Below are 14,896 nucleotides of genomic sequence, written 5' to 3'. Positions count from 1 at the left end.
AATCACTCCTTATACTGATAGCGCATCAAGTTTTGCGCCCTCTGGAATCTTTACATAAAACTTTTTAAACGATGCTCTCTGCCCGATTTTACCTCTAAATCTTTTTACCTTGCCCTCTTGACGAAGAGAATTGATTCTTAGAGGTGTAATCCCAAAATATTCTTTAAAAATCTCCTTTAATTGATTTTTACTTACATTTGTTGCTGTTTGCACAACCAACACGCCACTTTCTTGGAGTGAGAGAGATTTTTCTGTATAGAGAATTGACTTAATGTCTGTAATATCTGCCATTTATTCCCCCTTCTTTTCTGCAATAATTTCATCAAAAACAGCCTTTTCAATCACAACAGAACGAAATGCTGCTACCAAATACGCATTAAGCTCATTTGCATCAGCCAAATAACATTGTTGCAAATTTCTAAATGCCAAAAATGTTGGTTCATCACTCATCTGTGCAACAAATAATGTGCTACGTTGTTTTAACGCCTTAAACATTGCATACGCATCTTTTGTTTTACCACTAGGCATTGCTAGAGAATCTACTACAAAAAGTTTGCCCTCTTGTGCTTTTTGAAAAAGTGCGCATTCAAGAGCCAAACGTTTTTGTTTTTTATTGATTTTAAGTGTATAATTTTTATCATTGCTAGGTCCGTGAGAGACACCACCACCTACAAATACAGGAGAAGTGATACTTCCAGCGCGTGCGCGACCTCCTCCTTTTTGTTTCCACGGCTTTTTACCTCCACCACTTACTTCGCCTCTCTTTTTTGCAGAGGCAGAATTTGCACGAAGTGATGAGAGATAAGATTTTACATACAAATACAAATTATGCTCTTTGATTTGTGCATATCTCTCTGGCAATGCTAATTCATTGCTTTGTTGAAGCTTTTTGTCCAATAAAATTGCTTTACTCATACTGCCCTGCCTTATTTTATAATTTGGATTCTGCCAAATGCACCATTAAATCCGGCTACTGAACCCTTAAGCACCAAAATAGCACTTTGCTTATCAAAAGACATAATATCATTTTTTGCGCTTACAAGCTCATTTCCATAATGTCCAGCCATTTTTTTACCCGGCTGAACGCGCCCAGGCCACTCACGATTCCCTATTGAACCCAAACGTCTATGGAATCTACTTCCGTGCGCACCCGGACCACCTTGAAAATTCCATCGTTTCATTGCTCCGCTAAAACCTCGCCCCTTAGTCTTAAAGCTTACCTGAACGCGTTTAGCCTCACTCAAACTTGCAACATCAAGCTCACCAACTTCTTTATTGCTCACTTTAAGTGTTGCAAAACGATTAAACTCTTTGCTTAAGCTGTATTTTTTCTGTTGCCCTGCGATAGCTTTATTCACAGATTTTCCTTGAGAATAAGCCACCAATGCCTTACCATTATCGTATATTTCGCACACTTTTGCACCAAGCACACGAAGCAAAGTTACAGCTTCACTCTTTGTGCCTATCGTGCGGCTCATACCGATTTTTTCAACTATAAATTCCATTGACCAAATCCTTAATCCTAAACTCTACATAATTTTCTTTGCTCATTTTTCTTAGCTACTTACTCATAGACATAACTTCTACATCTACTTCTGGAGCCAAATCAAGCTTCATAAGGCTATCTACGGTATCAGGAGTAGCCGACATAATGTCAATAATGCGATGATGAACTCTGATTTCAAACTGCTCACGAGAATCTTTATTGATATGTGGCGAACGAAGCACAGTGTATCGCTTCTTTTTGGTAGGAAGTGGCACTGGACCCCTTATCTCTGAACCTGTCCTTTTTACTGCTTCTACAATAGATGCAACCGACCTATCAAGAACCCTATGATCATAAGCCTTAAGCCTAAGTCGTATTCTTTCCATAATGTTTCCTTGCTTTAAAGAACCCACCAAAAATTTTGATGTTTTGAGTGCGCGATTATAATCAATTTTGAGAAAAAAAGTCAAGTATTTTGCCTATTTTTGGATATTTTTTAATATTTTTATTTCCTTAATATAAGGAAAAATAGAAAATATTGCTCTTTTTTACACCACCAAAATTTAAAATATGAGACACATTGATTTAAATAGATTCGCTTACACAATTTAATACTATTTTAATTTTGATATAAACTAAAATAGTATAGTATTACAAAAAAAAAAAAAATAACCAAGTATTGTATTAATTTAAGGTTTGATGAAATTGACTTTAAAAGGAGACACAATGAAAACACTAGAAGAAATTAAGGCTATCTTTAGAGAAAGTGAGGACGAGATAAAAGATAAGTTTTGGGAGCTTATCAAATCAAACAATCTTGAAGCAGTGAAAGAGTTTTTAAAGGATTATCCAATTCCTGAAATCTTTTTTGAAAAATGGTTTCAAAACAGCTGGACACGAAAGGTCCAACTTGAACCCTTTTTCCCTTCTCCCCTTGTGCTAGCTCATGCAGGGCTTGCGTATGAGAAAGACAAAAGTTTTGCAATGATAGAGTATTTTGAAAGCTTAGGATTAAAAGCTGATGATCAGTATGATTGGTGGAATGCCTTAAGTGGTTATATTGACTGGGGAGGAAAAAATCCAAAAGTCATTGAATACTTTTTGGGTAAAGGAGCTACATTTGAAACATATACTGAATATGGAAACACTCCTATACATAATTGGGCATTGTTTGGTAAGCCCAAAAAACTAGAAGTTGCTCTTAAAGCCGGGGCTAATATAGAAATGAAAAGTATCAAAACGGACAATGAGCTTAGAGTAGGTTGGAATCATATCGACGCTACACCCCTATATGAAGCTGTAACAGATGATGAAAGGGTCGCATCTTGCACAGGAATATTATTAAAATATGGAGCGGAGGTAAATGCTGTGCATTGTTCTTTAAACGATGATGGCACTTGGTTTGCAATTCGCTCTATATTAGATGTAGCCTATGGCGGTAAAAACAAAAAGCTTCTAAAAGAAGCAGGTGCGAAGACTTGGAAGCAATTGGTCAAAGAATATAACATTGATACAAGCCTGGAACTATCCGAGCAATACAGAATCTACAATGAACTTTTGGAGAAAAAGAAAAAGGCTAAGTGATGGATTTAAAAGAAAGTTATTTCTCTAAAAATTTAGAGGAATTTCAAAAAGATTTTTGTGCTTGTGCGCAAGAGAATCTGAGGCAAGAAATATTTGAAATTTTTAGAGCACAATATTACAAATGGAAAGACGATAAAAGTGTCAATGAGACAAATCTTAAGTTTGATGATAAACTTGCGTTTCTTTTGCGCTATGACACGCAAGAATTGCAAGGGGTGTGCAAAAAGACGTGGTTGAAAGAGTTGCAAGAAAACGCCGATGAGATTTACGACAGTTTGTATGTAGAGAGCGACGATAGGGATTATGATTCTTGCGAACTGCTTGAGTTTTATGGTGAGGATTATGACGAAGCAGAATCAGATGATGAGGACTATGAAAGCTGGAGAGAATCGCAAAACGACTTTGAATACGCGCTTATGGATAAATTAAAGGGATTTGAATGACAAAAACACTAAGTGCCAACCAGCTCCATTTCCATTTCTTCTCCAAACAATCCTTTAGTGATGAAAAATATCTCAATGCTTGGAGTTTAAAAGGTAGTCGCTTAAAGGCTAAAGAATGGTTAGAATTTCAAATAGCAAATCAAGGAAAGTTTTATAATGAGCATTTAAAAAATACTTTAGATTCTATGCAAGAACTTATTTTACATATTCCTGCCATTCTTTAAAAAACTTATCTTCTGCAGTGCGCTTAATTTCGTCATTAGAAAGCCCTTCAAAAAACCATTTAAGCATAGGATTTGCTTGGATTTCCTCATAAGTTACTATCTTTTCTTGTGTGTTTTGCATTATACCCCTCTCTGTATGAAGCATCTTTCATCTGCGTATTGTATCGTTTTTTTTTTTTTTTTGTAAATGCAAGGTTAGACATTGAATCTAAAGTGCATTACATCACCATCTTGCACGATATATTCTTTACCTTCAATACGCATAGCCCCAGCTTCTTTTGCTTTTGCCTCGCCACCATATTTAATAAAATCTGCATAACTGATACACTCCGCACGAATAAAACCTTTTTCAAAGTCTTTATGTATCACACTTGCAGCTTTTGGCGCACTATCTCCTTTTCTAATGCTCCAAGCTCGCACTTCTTTGACACCTGCAGTAAAATAACTTATAAGCCCAAGTCGTGCAAATCCCTCTCTAATAATCTGCGTTAATCCACTCTGCTTTGCTCCAAGACTTACTAAAAACTCTGTGCGCTCATCATCACTCATATCTACCATTTCCTCTTCAATCTTTGCACACAGCTTAATTGCTATACCATCATTTTGCGCTGCATATTCACGCACTTTTTGCACAAACTCATTATCAGATTCTAAGCCCTCTTCATTGACATTTGCCCCATAAATCACTTCTTTATTGGTTAAAAATCTTAAATCCTTATTGAGTGCGATAAATTCCTCACTTTCACGTTTAGCAAAGCTTCGCACGGGCTTATTAGATTCTAAATGCGCTAAAAGCTCTTGGCAGAGAGTAAGTTGAGTATTTACGCCTTTTTGAGATTTGCTCTCTCTTTGGAGTTTCTCAATGCGTTTATTTAAACTTGCCATATCGGCAAAAAGCAGTTCTAACTCAATAATTTCAATATCATCAATCGGGTCAATGCGCCCCTCAATATGCGTGATATTAGAATCCTCAAAACACCGCACGATATGCAAAATCATATTACATTCTTTAATATTTGCTAAAAATTGATTGCCTAATCCCTCACCTTTACTCGCACCTCGCACAAGTCCGGCAATATCCACAAACTCCACGACAGAGTGCTGAATCTTTTGAGGATTGACAATTTTAGCCAACTCTTGCAACCTTACATCAGGCACACTCACAACTGCCTTATTTGGCTCAATCGTGCAAAAAGGATAATTTGCTGCCTCCGCATTTTGTGCTTTTGTGAGAGCATTAAAAGTCGTAGATTTACCAACATTTGGCAACCCTACAATACCGATTGATAATCCCATTTATGCTTTTCCTTGTGCTAAAATAAATTCTATTCCTGCCCTCACGCCTGCACCACTCGCTCCACTTGGGTTAATATCCCACTCTTTTTCCACATACGCGGGTCCTGCAATATCAATATGAAGCCACTTTTGCTTAAACTCTTCTCGGATAAATTCACTCAAAAACAATCCCGCACTTATCGCACCACCATAACGCGAAGAGCCGACATTACATACATCTGCAATTTTAGATTCTATAAGTTTTTTAAGATGACGATTAAAAGGCAAAGTTGCCATAAGTTCGCCACTCTCAAGGGCACATTTTTCAAATTGGGCTTTAAGTCTGTCATTATGTCCCATAATGCCACTTGTAAATTCACCCAAAGCTACTACACACGCTCCTGTGAGTGTCGCAAAATCAATGAGAATATCAGGTTTTAAATCTTGAGCATAACTTAGACAATCAACAAGCACCAAACGTCCTTCCGCATCAGTATTTCTTACCTCAATGCTCTTGCCCTCACGAGAATACAGCACATCATCAGGCTTATACGCATTGCCACCTATCATATTTTCTGCTGCACCTATAATTGAATGCACTTCAATATTCGCACCTAGCTGTGCTATGGCTTTAATTATGCCCATAACAGCACAACCTCCGCTCTTATCAGCTTTCATAGTTACCATAAAATCTGCAGGCTTGAGTGAAAGCCCACCACAATCATAAGTAAGTCCCTTACCTACAAGCACAATACGCTTTTTAGCACCTTTGGGTTTATAACTTAAATGTATCAAACGCGGTGGATTGCACGAAGCACGATTAACTGCTAAAAATGCACCCATTTTTTCCTTTTGCAATGCTTCCTCATCTAATATTTTACATTCAAGATTCCCTACTTCTTTGCTCAATTCTTTAGCATATTTAGCAAGGTATTTAGGTGTTGCTACTTGTGGGATTGTATTGATAATCTCACGCACTTCATTGACACTTTGGGCGACTATATGCACCTTTTTAAGCACACTCTCACTTGCAACCTCATTCTTTTCATCAAGCAATATTATCTCTTTAAGGTGTAAAGGAGGGGTTTTCGTTTTATAACTTACACATTCATATACTCCAAGTAATGCCCCTAAAAGCAAGGCATAAGCTTTAGAATCATCAAGTTTGCCATTTAATGCAACATTCACATTCTTATAAGGCAATGTCCTAAAATGCCGCGCGATACTTGCTCCAGCCTCTCGGATAGAATCAAGTCCTAATTCTTCTACGCACACCAAAAGCAAAGCTTGCTCTTGAAGAAAAAATTTGCCCTCTCCCTCAAAACCAAAACTCTTACATAACTTTGCATAAGGGGATTTTGCAAAGACACTTTTACTCATCAATAAAGCCTGTGCTTGATATGACACACCCTTAAAATTATTTTTGTGAGAAATACTTACTTTCATAAACTGCTCCTTAGTTTTAGTTTTTAAGCAACTCTTATACTATTGTGTATTGCTTATTTTTTCTTTGTTTTCAAGCTCTCTTTGAATCTTAGCAATCTTTTTATCCACTTTTTTTGTTTGAGAATGAAAATACCACCATACACCCCCGCCAATAATAATCGCAAGAGGTATAAGCAAATAAGGGTGTCCTTTAAACCAATCTAAGATAATAAAAATATGCTCACCAAAAAACCAAGTTAATACAATAGTGATTGCCGCCCATACCCACGCCGAAAAAAGGTTAATAACAGCAAATTTAAGCGCACTATATCGCGTTGTGCCAATACTCATAGGAATAATTGTCCGCATACCATACATATAGCGTTGAATAAAGATAATAGGCCAGCCATATTTTTTCAACAATAAATGTGCAAGGGCAAATTTGCGCCGTTGGGAAGTGAATTCCTCTTGAATCGTCTTGCGATTAAATCGCCCGATATAAAAATAAATTTGATCTCCCACAAATCCGCCAAGCCCCGCGATAAAAATAGCCATAAATAGATTCATTTTGCCATCGTGTGCAGCCAATCCAGCAAAAATAAGTCCAAGCTCTCCCTCTAAAATGCCCCAAAAAAATAAAATCACATAACCCCAATCTTCTACATATTGATTCCATAAATGCGTGATAAATTCTTCAAGTGAGAATCCCGAGCGTTTATAAAGAATAAAGAGTATAAGAATAATGCTAAGCAGTAAGCCCCAAATAAAAATACGTTTTGGATTCTGTTTTACGTAAGCAATTACCTTTTGTATGGATTCCATTATTTTCCTTCATATTCTACAATGCTAAAGACTTGTGTATAAGGAGCGAGCTTTTTTTCACCCTCTAAACCTTTGAGATTAATCACAAATGCAGCCTCAACGCATTGTGCGCCGATAGATTTTATAAGCTTTACACTTGCTTCTGCTGTGCCTCCTGTGGCTATTAAATCATCTATAAGCACAACTTTAGCATTTTTCTTATCCCTAAAGGCATCTGTATGTATATGCAACTCATCAGTGCCATATTCAAGCGTATATTTTTCACTAATAGTATTATAAGGCAGTTTGCCTTTTTTGCGTATAGGGACAAATCCTATGCCTAGTGCGTATGCAAGAGCTGAACCAAAAATAAATCCTCGCGCTTCAATAGCAGCTATAAAGTCAATACTTTGATTCTCATAGCGACTTCTTAAGATATTTATCACTTCTTTGAATACCTCTGCATCACCTATGAGTGTAGTAATATCTCTAAATATAACTCCGGGCTTATAGTTATATACCGCCCTGATAGAATCTGCTATTTTTTGCTTGTCCATTTGTTCTCCTTAGTGTGTTATCCCCTCTTAAAGCAGTGCTTCAATCTTTTGCTCCAAGTCTTTAATGCGAGCTTTATATTTATCTGTCTCGATTCTATATTGAGAATTACGCGATTTGAGCACTTTAACTTCATTCTTTAAAGCATTCATCTCTTGAGTAAGAATATCTATATTGCCCAACGCCCTTTGAAGCTGGAGCTGATGTTTGCGGATAAGGATTTCTGCTTCATTAAGTGTGAGTTTCATAGAAGCAGAATTGCGCTCTTCTTTTTGAGCTACAGAACGATAAAAAAATGTCCGCACAATCATATAAAGCACAAATAAAATAAAACCCGTTAAAAAAAACCATTTTGCAATGAAATTTCCTACACTTCCTTCCATACTTTCTCCTTAACTTTATAGAATCTGTCCTAGATTCCCTAGCTTTTCCACACGCACAAGATGCCGCTCACCCTCAAATTCGCTGCTTACAAAGGCTTCAAGGATTGACTCCACCTCACCTAAGCCACTAATGCGCTCTCCCATACAGAGCACATTTGCGTCATTATGGGCACGTGCCATTTTTGCCATATAAGCATCTACACAAAGTGCAGCGCGAATATGCTTAAAACGATTAGCAGCAATGCTCATTCCAATTCCGCTTCCACATATCAAAATGCCTCTGCGATTTACTTCTTCACCCACTGCCTCGCATACTTTTTTTGCGTAATCAGGATAATCTACTCTTTGATTAGTTTGAGGTGCTAAATCTATGATTTCAAAACCTTTTTTCTGCAAAAATGAAATAGTAAATTCCTTGAGCTTAAATCCTGCGTGGTCTGTCCCTATAACATAAGTCATTGTATCTCTTTTCATTTTGGCATTGCCTCTCGAGCAGCTTTTTCAAGTCCCTCTGTTGTTTTAAACATTCGCTCCCAACGAATTGTATAACGCTTGCTTTTATCTTCATCGGCTCCTGCTTCTTGAGAATTTGCCTTATTAATACTAAAATATATAAACCAAGGCTTACCAATAATATTTTTATAAGGCACACTTCCCCAAAATCTAGAATCAAAGCTGTTGTTGCGATTATCTCCTACCATAAAAAACTCATCATCATCAATTTTTTTATAATACATACCATCAAGCTTGACCATAGAACTTATCATTCGTCCATTGCTCATATCTGTATAAGCAATATTAGAATCTTTTATAAAAGATTCTAATGGTTCTGAAGTGTATTCTTTATGCCATAGTTCGCAACTTTCCTCACCATCGCCTATATTTATCCCTTGATTGCCCTCAACACATACTCTTTGATAAAGTTTGCCATTTTCATCTGCAAAATAGCGCTCCATACTCATTGGATTCTTATAAAATACACTTTGGTAGGTGATACCGGGGTGCTGCCCACGATAAGGGTCTTTTACAAAAAGTTTGCCTAATCGTTCTACGATAATTTGCCCTGAATAATGTTCTCTTACATATTCATCTCCCTCAAATGGGTGGAGATATAAGCCATCTTTATCAAAAATCACTTCATCACCGCCTACTGCAAAAGTGCGTTTAACAAAATAAGTTTTTTCTATATGTGGAGGAAGAAACACTACTACATCACCTCTCTTGGGACGCTCACCTGCAATCAAGTGTCCATTTCCAGAAAAATCAGGTAAAACATTCACTTCAATCCACGGAATCCGTGGTGTGGGAATCCCATAACTAAATTTTTTAACAAATAAAAAATCCCCCTCAAAAAGTGTGCCAACCATTGAACGTGTAGGAATAACAAACGCTTGCATAACAAAAAATATTAAAATAAGCACGATAACAATCGTCCCTGTCCAGCTTGAAGCAAATGCCCATAATGCACTTAAAAACTTTTTCATACTCGCATCCTTTGCTCTAAACGATACATTGCAGCCTTATAAGTATTTTGAAGTAGGCTAACAATAGTCATAGGACCTACACCACCGGGCACAGGTGTAATAAAACTACTCTTAGGTGCGACATTCTCAAAATCCACATCTCCTACAAGTGTGCCAGATTCTAAACGATTAATACCAACATCTACTACAACTGCACCCTCTTTAATCATATCTGCACTAAGTAATCCGACTTTTCCCACAGCCACACATACAATATCCGCATTCTTAGTATATTGTTTCACATCGCGCGTGAGAATATGACAACAACTTACACTTGCTCCTGCATTAAGCATAAGGCTCATAAGCGGCTTACCCACAATATTACTCATACCTATAATCACAACATCTTTACCGCGGACATCAATATGATAAGATTCAAGGAGTTTCATTACACCAAGTGGCGTTGCAGGGACAAAAGTATCAACATTCACACTCAATCGCCCTATATTAAATGGATGAAAACCATCAACATCTTTTTTAGGGTTGATTGCTTCAAGCACTTTACTTGTCTGAATGTGTGCAGGCAAAGGCAGCTGAACGAGTATACCATCAATATTTGGGTCATTATTTAAAATCTCAATAACAGATAAAAGCTCATCTTGTGTAATTTTTGAAGGCATTTCGTGGGTAACAGAGTATATTCCTACGCGCTTACACGCCTTTGCTTTCATCTGCACATACGCGCAACTTGCAGGATTATTGCCAACCAAAATTACTGCTAAACCCGGCGTTACACCTTGAGAAACAAGTGCAGCAATTTGCTCTGTTAAATCACGCTCAATCGTTACACTCAAGGATTTGCCATCTAATAATGTCATTTTAAAGCCTTTGTGATTATCATTGTGTTATTATAATATAAGATATTAAAGAAATATCGTTTAAGTGAGGATTTATGAATAAAAAGCTGATATTGTTTCTAGTGATAAGTCTAGCAAGTGCTGATGAAGGAATCTTATCGGAAAATCAATATGGCAAAAATCTTTATGAGAATCCACGAGGTATAGCCTGCAATAAATGTCACGGAAATAAAGGTGAGGGTGATATTATAGCGCGCTATAAACATAAAGGTATAGAAAAAACTTTGCTTGCACCACGTATTAATAATCTTGAATTTAGCACATTTGCCAAAGCACTTCATACTCAAAAAGGGGTTATGCCCATATATTTTCTCACTGATGAAGAAATTACGGCAATTTATATGTATCTTTATCGTCCATAAATAATTTTAGTCCCCCCCCCCCCAAAAAAAGAGGAGACTTAAAGAAGTGTTACTTCAATTAGTTAAGTAACCTAAGAATATTTTGCTGAATTGCATTTGCTTGAGAGAGAGCATAGCTACCAGATTGAGCAAGAATATTAAGTTTTGTAAATTCTGAACTCTCTGCTGCAAAATCCACTTCACGAATACCAGATTCAGCTGCCTTAACATTCACTTGAGTAATAGTGATGTTATTTACTGTGCTTACCATTTGTCCAGATACAGAACCAAGGTCTGCTCTAATTTTATCAAGTGTTTTCATTGCAGATTCTGCAATATCCATTGATATCATTGCACCTCTTAAGCTTGTTACACCAGAACCAAGGTCTGCTCCACCAGATGCAATAACAGCATTATAGTTTGCACCTGAAGCAGAACGAACATTTTCATTAAATACACCTTTCATATCACGAAGGTTTGTAGTTGTTTGAGCTACTTTTGTATCATCATTATATCCTGTTGAGCTAATATTCAAACCAGAGACAACAATATCTCTTGCATCAGTTCTCACAAGAGAGAGACGTCCATAGTTGTTTGCACCAGTAGTAAGATCGTGTCCGCCATTCACAGTAGTAATTGCTACATCATTACCTTGTCCTGGCACAGCACCATTAGCCTTCAAACTAATACCACGTCCATCTGTGCTTCTAAGCATCAAGCGACCAAGATTATCTGTATAGGCTTCAACACCTGTGTGCATTGTTGCAGCATTGAAAGCTTGCACCAAACGTCCATCGCTATCATTTTTTTGAATACCAATAATATCTCCAATAGAAACACCATTAACCATAAGATTTGCCAAACTTCCAGATTTAATTGATTCATCTGAAGTTGTATATGCGTTTGCTTGAGCACGAACACCTGTTTTATCAGAGTTTTTATTAATAACTTCTGCTAAAACACCAAGTCCTGTTCCTGCAGAGTGAGAAACCTTTACAGATTCTAAAGTAATATCATTAACCCCATCAACATTTTTAAAGGTTACAGTTACTTCACCAGAAGCAGTAACTAAAGCACCTGTCTCAATACGCACCTGTCCAATCTTATCAGATGTAGTTGAACCAATAGATGTTTTAATAGATTGGTTAGAATATGCACCTACTTGGAACTCTTTGTTAGTAAAAGCACCAGAAAGAAGAGCCATACCATTATAAGTAGTATTATTACCTATACTATCCAAACCTTCAATCAAACGGATAATGTCCATTTGAATCATTGAACGAGATTGTGTAGATTGTCCATCTTGAGCTGCTTGAACGGCTTTAGATTTGATTGTATCAAGAATCTTAAGTTGTTCGTCCATTGCCTTATCTGCAATTTGAATAATTCCCATACCATCATTTGTATTTCTTATTGCTTGTCCTAGCGCACTTGCTTGAGAGCGCAAACTATCTGCAATTGCCATACCTGAAGCATCATCTGCTGCCTTGTTAATGCGAAGACCAGAACTCAATTTCTCCATAGAGTTTTTAAGGTTGTATTGAGTAAAGGTAGATTGTGCGTGCGCATTAAGTGCGTTAACGTTAGTATTGACTTGAAAAGCCATGGTAACTCCTTTTTAAAATTTTCCTTAGGCGTCCTTGCCTTTGGCTGTAATACAAATCGGCTATGATGAAAAAAATTTAATTGTTTTTTATTCTTTTGCATCACACAGTGCCAAACAAAACAATATTTGAGTATCCCTAAATGCACTTATAGCTTCATTCAAGCTTGTTCCGGTAGTAATAATATCATCAAGCAATACAAATCCGCGCGATTGTATATCAATATTTTGAATAAAAGAATCTTTATACACAAATCCCTTAGGATTGTTCTGGCGAAAATGAAGGTTTTTGCCTGCATATTTAACCTTATTTTGAGCTTTGAGCGCACCAAAAGAAGCTTTGAAAATACCTTTGCTCTCTTGAGAAAATACTTTTACAATCACACCTACGTGCGAATATGCACCATAGGGATAATCATCTAAACCAACAAGGGCAATAGGCAAAGATTGATTTGTGAGATGATGAAAGCTAAAATTCGTGAAAAAATATGCTGCCGCCCTCTTAGTAAGAAGTGGTAGAATCCGAGAGCCAATAAGATGATATTTGCTCTGCATAAGAAACGCTACATCTTCATAACGATAAAAACTATATGCTTTTATGCCGCTTTGCAAGATTCTATAACGAGGCACGAGAGGAATACGCGCAAGGCATTCTTCACAAATAATTTTAAAGCTCCATTTCTCACATACAAGACATTTCATAAGTTACACTAAAATATTGATATGCTCTCTAATTTGGGCACAAATCCTTTCTTTATCCTGTGTAGCATCAAGCACTATATATTTAAGATTCATTTGGGTAACGACATTTTTAAAGCATTTTTGAATCTCAAGCATATATGAAATGCCTCTACTTTCAATATTATCGTGGCTTTTGCTCTCAATCCTTTCTTTCAGGCTTTTCTCATCAAGCTCCAAAATGACTACTAAATCGGGTAACATACCACGCAAAACAAAATCATTAAGGGCTATACTTTGTGCTATATCAATACTCTTTGCATACGCTATACCCGATATAACACTTCTATCGGAAATAATAAGTTTATCTTTGTGCGGAAGAAGGACTTGAGCATAATGCTGTGCTCTATCAGCAAGAAATAACATTAACTCTGCCCGTTCATCAAGTGTAAAACCATATTTTTTAGGCGCAAAAAGCACAAGATCTCGTATATGCTCACCAATAATACTGCCACCGGGCTCTTTGGTAAAAACAGCTTGTGGGTAATACGCTTTGAGTAATTGAATCTGTGTGCTTTTACCACAAGTATCTACGCCTTCAATTGCTACATACATTACATACCTCTTTTATGTTTGGTATAAAGTGAATAAATAAAATCAGCAGCATTTTTTGGCACAAGGTGAGAAAATGCTCCATTATGTTCAATGATTGAACGCACTACTGATGAGCTAATAAATGCATTCTCTAAAGTTGGCATAAAATAAATTGTTTCAAGCTCTGGATTGAGCGAAGCGTTCGCGTAGCCTATTTGTAATTCATATTCAAAATCACTTACAGCCCGCAATCCTCGTATAATCATTCTTGCACCCTTTTGCTTTGCAAAATCTGCAAGAAGAGTGCAAAAACCTTCAACTTGCACATTTACTAAATTTTGTGTGCTAAGCTTTAAAATATCAATGCGTTCTTGAAGCGAAAACATTGGTCGTTTAGAGCTTGATTGAGCCACAGCAACAATTACATTATCAAAAATCTCCATAGAACGTTTGATAATATCCAAATGCCCATTTGTTACAGGGTCAAAAGTGCCCGGATAAATGGCTAATGTTCTCATTAAATCCCCTTTATATCATATTTCCAACGTTGATAAAGTATATTTTCTATACAAAGTGCATCAAACCACTTTCCTATAAAAAACCTCTCCATAGATTCTAAATCATTCGGCTTAGCATAATACCCTACACTTGGAGGGGCAATTATCACGCCAAGCAAAGAAAGCTTACTCATTTGCTCTAGTGCAATAGGACTTAAAGGCATTTCACGAGGTGCCAAAAGTAATTTTCGTCTCTCTTTAAGCATCACTGATGCACATCGTGAAATAAGCTCATCACATAATCCATTAGCTATTTTAGCAAGAAGATTCATACTTGTTGGCACAACCGCCATAGCATCAATACCAAAGCTACCCGAAGCTATTGGGCTATCCATTTCATTTTCATTATAAATACAAAACTCTCTTTTATGTTTGAGTGCAAAAAGCTGTTCTTTAAAATTATAATCAAGCTCGTGCTTTGCAACATCTTTTGCACCTTCACTCACCACCACAAACAATTCAATAGAATCTGGGACACATTCAATAAACTTTAAACCTAAATGCACCCCGCTCGCTCCTCCTATAGCAACTACAAGCTTCTTGATTCCTCTCATATACTCTCCTAAA

Annotated in this window: 22 protein-coding genes; 4 read left to right on the top strand and 18 right to left on the bottom strand. The window is 36.8% G+C overall.

Annotated features, from left to right (window positions below):
* Positions 1–9: 9 nt before the first annotated feature.
* Genes HH_RS06675 through rpsJ form a run of 4 tightly spaced genes read right to left on the bottom strand, consistent with a single transcriptional unit; the run spans position 10 to position 1,872 of the window.
* Complete coding sequence (locus HH_RS06675) at positions 10–291, bottom strand: 50S ribosomal protein L23 (protein ID WP_011116220.1); 282 nt, start codon at positions 289–291, stop codon at positions 10–12.
* The gene (rplD, locus tag HH_RS06670; RefSeq protein WP_011116219.1) at positions 292–915 is read right to left on the bottom strand and encodes a 50S ribosomal protein L4; all 624 of its coding nucleotides are present in this window, start codon (positions 913–915) and stop codon (positions 292–294) included.
* Between the two features lie 11 nt (positions 916–926).
* The gene (gene rplC / locus HH_RS06665) at positions 927–1,505 is read right to left on the bottom strand and encodes a 50S ribosomal protein L3 (protein ID WP_011116218.1); all 579 of its coding nucleotides are present in this window, start codon (positions 1,503–1,505) and stop codon (positions 927–929) included.
* Positions 1,506–1,560: 55 nt separating this feature from the next.
* Positions 1,561–1,872: a 30S ribosomal protein S10 gene (gene rpsJ, locus HH_RS06660; RefSeq protein ID WP_011116217.1), complete on the bottom strand. Its 312-nt coding sequence runs from the start codon at positions 1,870–1,872 to the stop codon at positions 1,561–1,563.
* 340 nt (positions 1,873–2,212) lie between these two features.
* On the opposite strand from rpsJ, the gene HH_RS06655 reads away from it, so the two are divergent.
* The 3 genes from HH_RS06655 to HH_RS06645 are packed head-to-tail and all read left to right on the top strand — an operon-like array spanning position 2,213 to position 3,737.
* On the top strand, positions 2,213–3,070 hold the full coding sequence (locus HH_RS06655; RefSeq protein WP_011116216.1) for an ankyrin repeat domain-containing protein: 858 nt from the start codon (positions 2,213–2,215) through the stop codon (positions 3,068–3,070).
* Positions 3,070–3,513, top strand: a complete 444-nt coding sequence (locus tag HH_RS06650; protein ID WP_041309114.1) for a hypothetical protein — start codon at positions 3,070–3,072, stop codon at positions 3,511–3,513. The genes HH_RS06655 and HH_RS06650 overlap by 1 nt, the downstream gene beginning before the upstream one ends.
* Entirely contained in the window at positions 3,510–3,737 is a 228-nt protein-coding gene (locus HH_RS06645; protein ID WP_011116214.1) for a hypothetical protein, read from the top strand. The genes HH_RS06650 and HH_RS06645 overlap by 4 nt, the downstream gene beginning before the upstream one ends.
* Here the strand turns inward: HH_RS06645 and HH_RS09555 are convergent.
* The 9 genes from HH_RS09555 to folD form a co-directional block, all read right to left on the bottom strand.
* A complete protein-coding gene (locus HH_RS09555) occupies positions 3,709–3,858 on the bottom strand; it encodes a hypothetical protein (protein ID WP_158295433.1) in 150 nt (49 codons plus the stop codon). The two genes, HH_RS06645 and HH_RS09555, sit on opposite strands and share 29 nt — an antisense overlap.
* Positions 3,859–3,932: 74 nt before the next feature.
* The gene (gene ychF, locus HH_RS06640) at positions 3,933–5,033 is read right to left on the bottom strand and encodes a redox-regulated ATPase YchF (protein WP_011116213.1); all 1,101 of its coding nucleotides are present in this window, start codon (positions 5,031–5,033) and stop codon (positions 3,933–3,935) included.
* A complete protein-coding gene (locus HH_RS06635) occupies positions 5,034–6,458 on the bottom strand; it encodes a leucyl aminopeptidase (protein ID WP_011116212.1) in 1,425 nt (474 codons plus the stop codon). It lies immediately after the preceding gene.
* Between the two features lie 39 nt (positions 6,459–6,497).
* Complete coding sequence (locus tag HH_RS06630; RefSeq protein ID WP_011116211.1) at positions 6,498–7,259, bottom strand: DedA family protein; 762 nt, start codon at positions 7,257–7,259, stop codon at positions 6,498–6,500.
* Positions 7,259–7,795, bottom strand: coding sequence for an adenine phosphoribosyltransferase (locus HH_RS06625; RefSeq protein ID WP_011116210.1), 537 nt, complete (start codon positions 7,793–7,795; stop codon positions 7,259–7,261). The genes HH_RS06630 and HH_RS06625 overlap by 1 nt, the downstream gene beginning before the upstream one ends.
* A 27-nt stretch (positions 7,796–7,822) precedes the next feature.
* Positions 7,823–8,176 (bottom strand): hypothetical protein, encoded by a 354-nt coding sequence (locus tag HH_RS06620; protein WP_011116209.1) that lies wholly within the window; start codon positions 8,174–8,176, stop codon positions 7,823–7,825.
* Between the two features lie 15 nt (positions 8,177–8,191).
* Positions 8,192–8,635 carry a ribose 5-phosphate isomerase B gene (rpiB, locus tag HH_RS06615; RefSeq protein ID WP_011116208.1) on the bottom strand — a complete coding sequence of 148 codons (444 nt, stop codon included), beginning with the start codon at positions 8,633–8,635 and terminating at the stop codon, positions 8,192–8,194.
* Positions 8,636–8,646: 11 nt separating this feature from the next.
* The gene (gene lepB / locus HH_RS06610; RefSeq protein WP_011116207.1) at positions 8,647–9,660 is read right to left on the bottom strand and encodes a signal peptidase I; all 1,014 of its coding nucleotides are present in this window, start codon (positions 9,658–9,660) and stop codon (positions 8,647–8,649) included.
* Complete coding sequence (gene folD / locus HH_RS06605; RefSeq protein ID WP_011116206.1) at positions 9,657–10,517, bottom strand: bifunctional methylenetetrahydrofolate dehydrogenase/methenyltetrahydrofolate cyclohydrolase FolD; 861 nt, start codon at positions 10,515–10,517, stop codon at positions 9,657–9,659. The genes lepB and folD overlap by 4 nt, the downstream gene beginning before the upstream one ends.
* A 74-nt stretch (positions 10,518–10,591) precedes the next feature.
* On the opposite strand from folD, the gene HH_RS06600 reads away from it, so the two are divergent.
* A complete protein-coding gene (locus tag HH_RS06600; RefSeq protein ID WP_011116205.1) occupies positions 10,592–10,918 on the top strand; it encodes a c-type cytochrome in 327 nt (108 codons plus the stop codon).
* 58 nt (positions 10,919–10,976) lie between these two features.
* Here the strand turns inward: HH_RS06600 and HH_RS06595 are convergent, their stop codons facing one another.
* The 5 genes from HH_RS06595 to HH_RS06575 all read right to left on the bottom strand — a co-directional run bounded on the left by HH_RS06595 (position 10,977) and on the right by HH_RS06575 (position 14,883).
* The gene (locus HH_RS06595; RefSeq protein WP_011116204.1) at positions 10,977–12,503 is read right to left on the bottom strand and encodes a flagellin A; all 1,527 of its coding nucleotides are present in this window, start codon (positions 12,501–12,503) and stop codon (positions 10,977–10,979) included.
* An 87-nt stretch (positions 12,504–12,590) separates the two neighbouring features.
* Complete coding sequence (locus tag HH_RS06590) at positions 12,591–13,202, bottom strand: phosphoribosyltransferase (RefSeq protein ID WP_011116203.1); 612 nt, start codon at positions 13,200–13,202, stop codon at positions 12,591–12,593.
* Positions 13,203–13,205: 3 nt separating this feature from the next.
* The gene (gene tmk / locus HH_RS06585; protein ID WP_011116202.1) at positions 13,206–13,793 is read right to left on the bottom strand and encodes a dTMP kinase; all 588 of its coding nucleotides are present in this window, start codon (positions 13,791–13,793) and stop codon (positions 13,206–13,208) included.
* Positions 13,793–14,290 carry a pantetheine-phosphate adenylyltransferase gene (gene coaD, locus HH_RS06580; RefSeq protein WP_011116201.1) on the bottom strand — a complete coding sequence of 166 codons (498 nt, stop codon included), beginning with the start codon at positions 14,288–14,290 and terminating at the stop codon, positions 13,793–13,795. Before coaD ends, tmk begins: the two co-directional genes overlap by 1 nt.
* Complete coding sequence (locus HH_RS06575) at positions 14,290–14,883, bottom strand: UbiX family flavin prenyltransferase (RefSeq protein ID WP_011116200.1); 594 nt, start codon at positions 14,881–14,883, stop codon at positions 14,290–14,292. The genes coaD and HH_RS06575 overlap by 1 nt, the downstream gene beginning before the upstream one ends.
* Positions 14,884–14,896 lie beyond the last annotated feature (13 nt).

It is taken from the genome of Helicobacter hepaticus ATCC 51449 (genome assembly GCF_000007905.1).
In the GTDB taxonomy this organism is placed as follows: Bacteria; Campylobacterota; Campylobacteria; order Campylobacterales; family Helicobacteraceae; genus Helicobacter_C; species Helicobacter_C hepaticus.
Note: the sequence above shows the minus strand (reverse complement) of the source record. Positions and strands in the feature narration are given on the sequence as shown.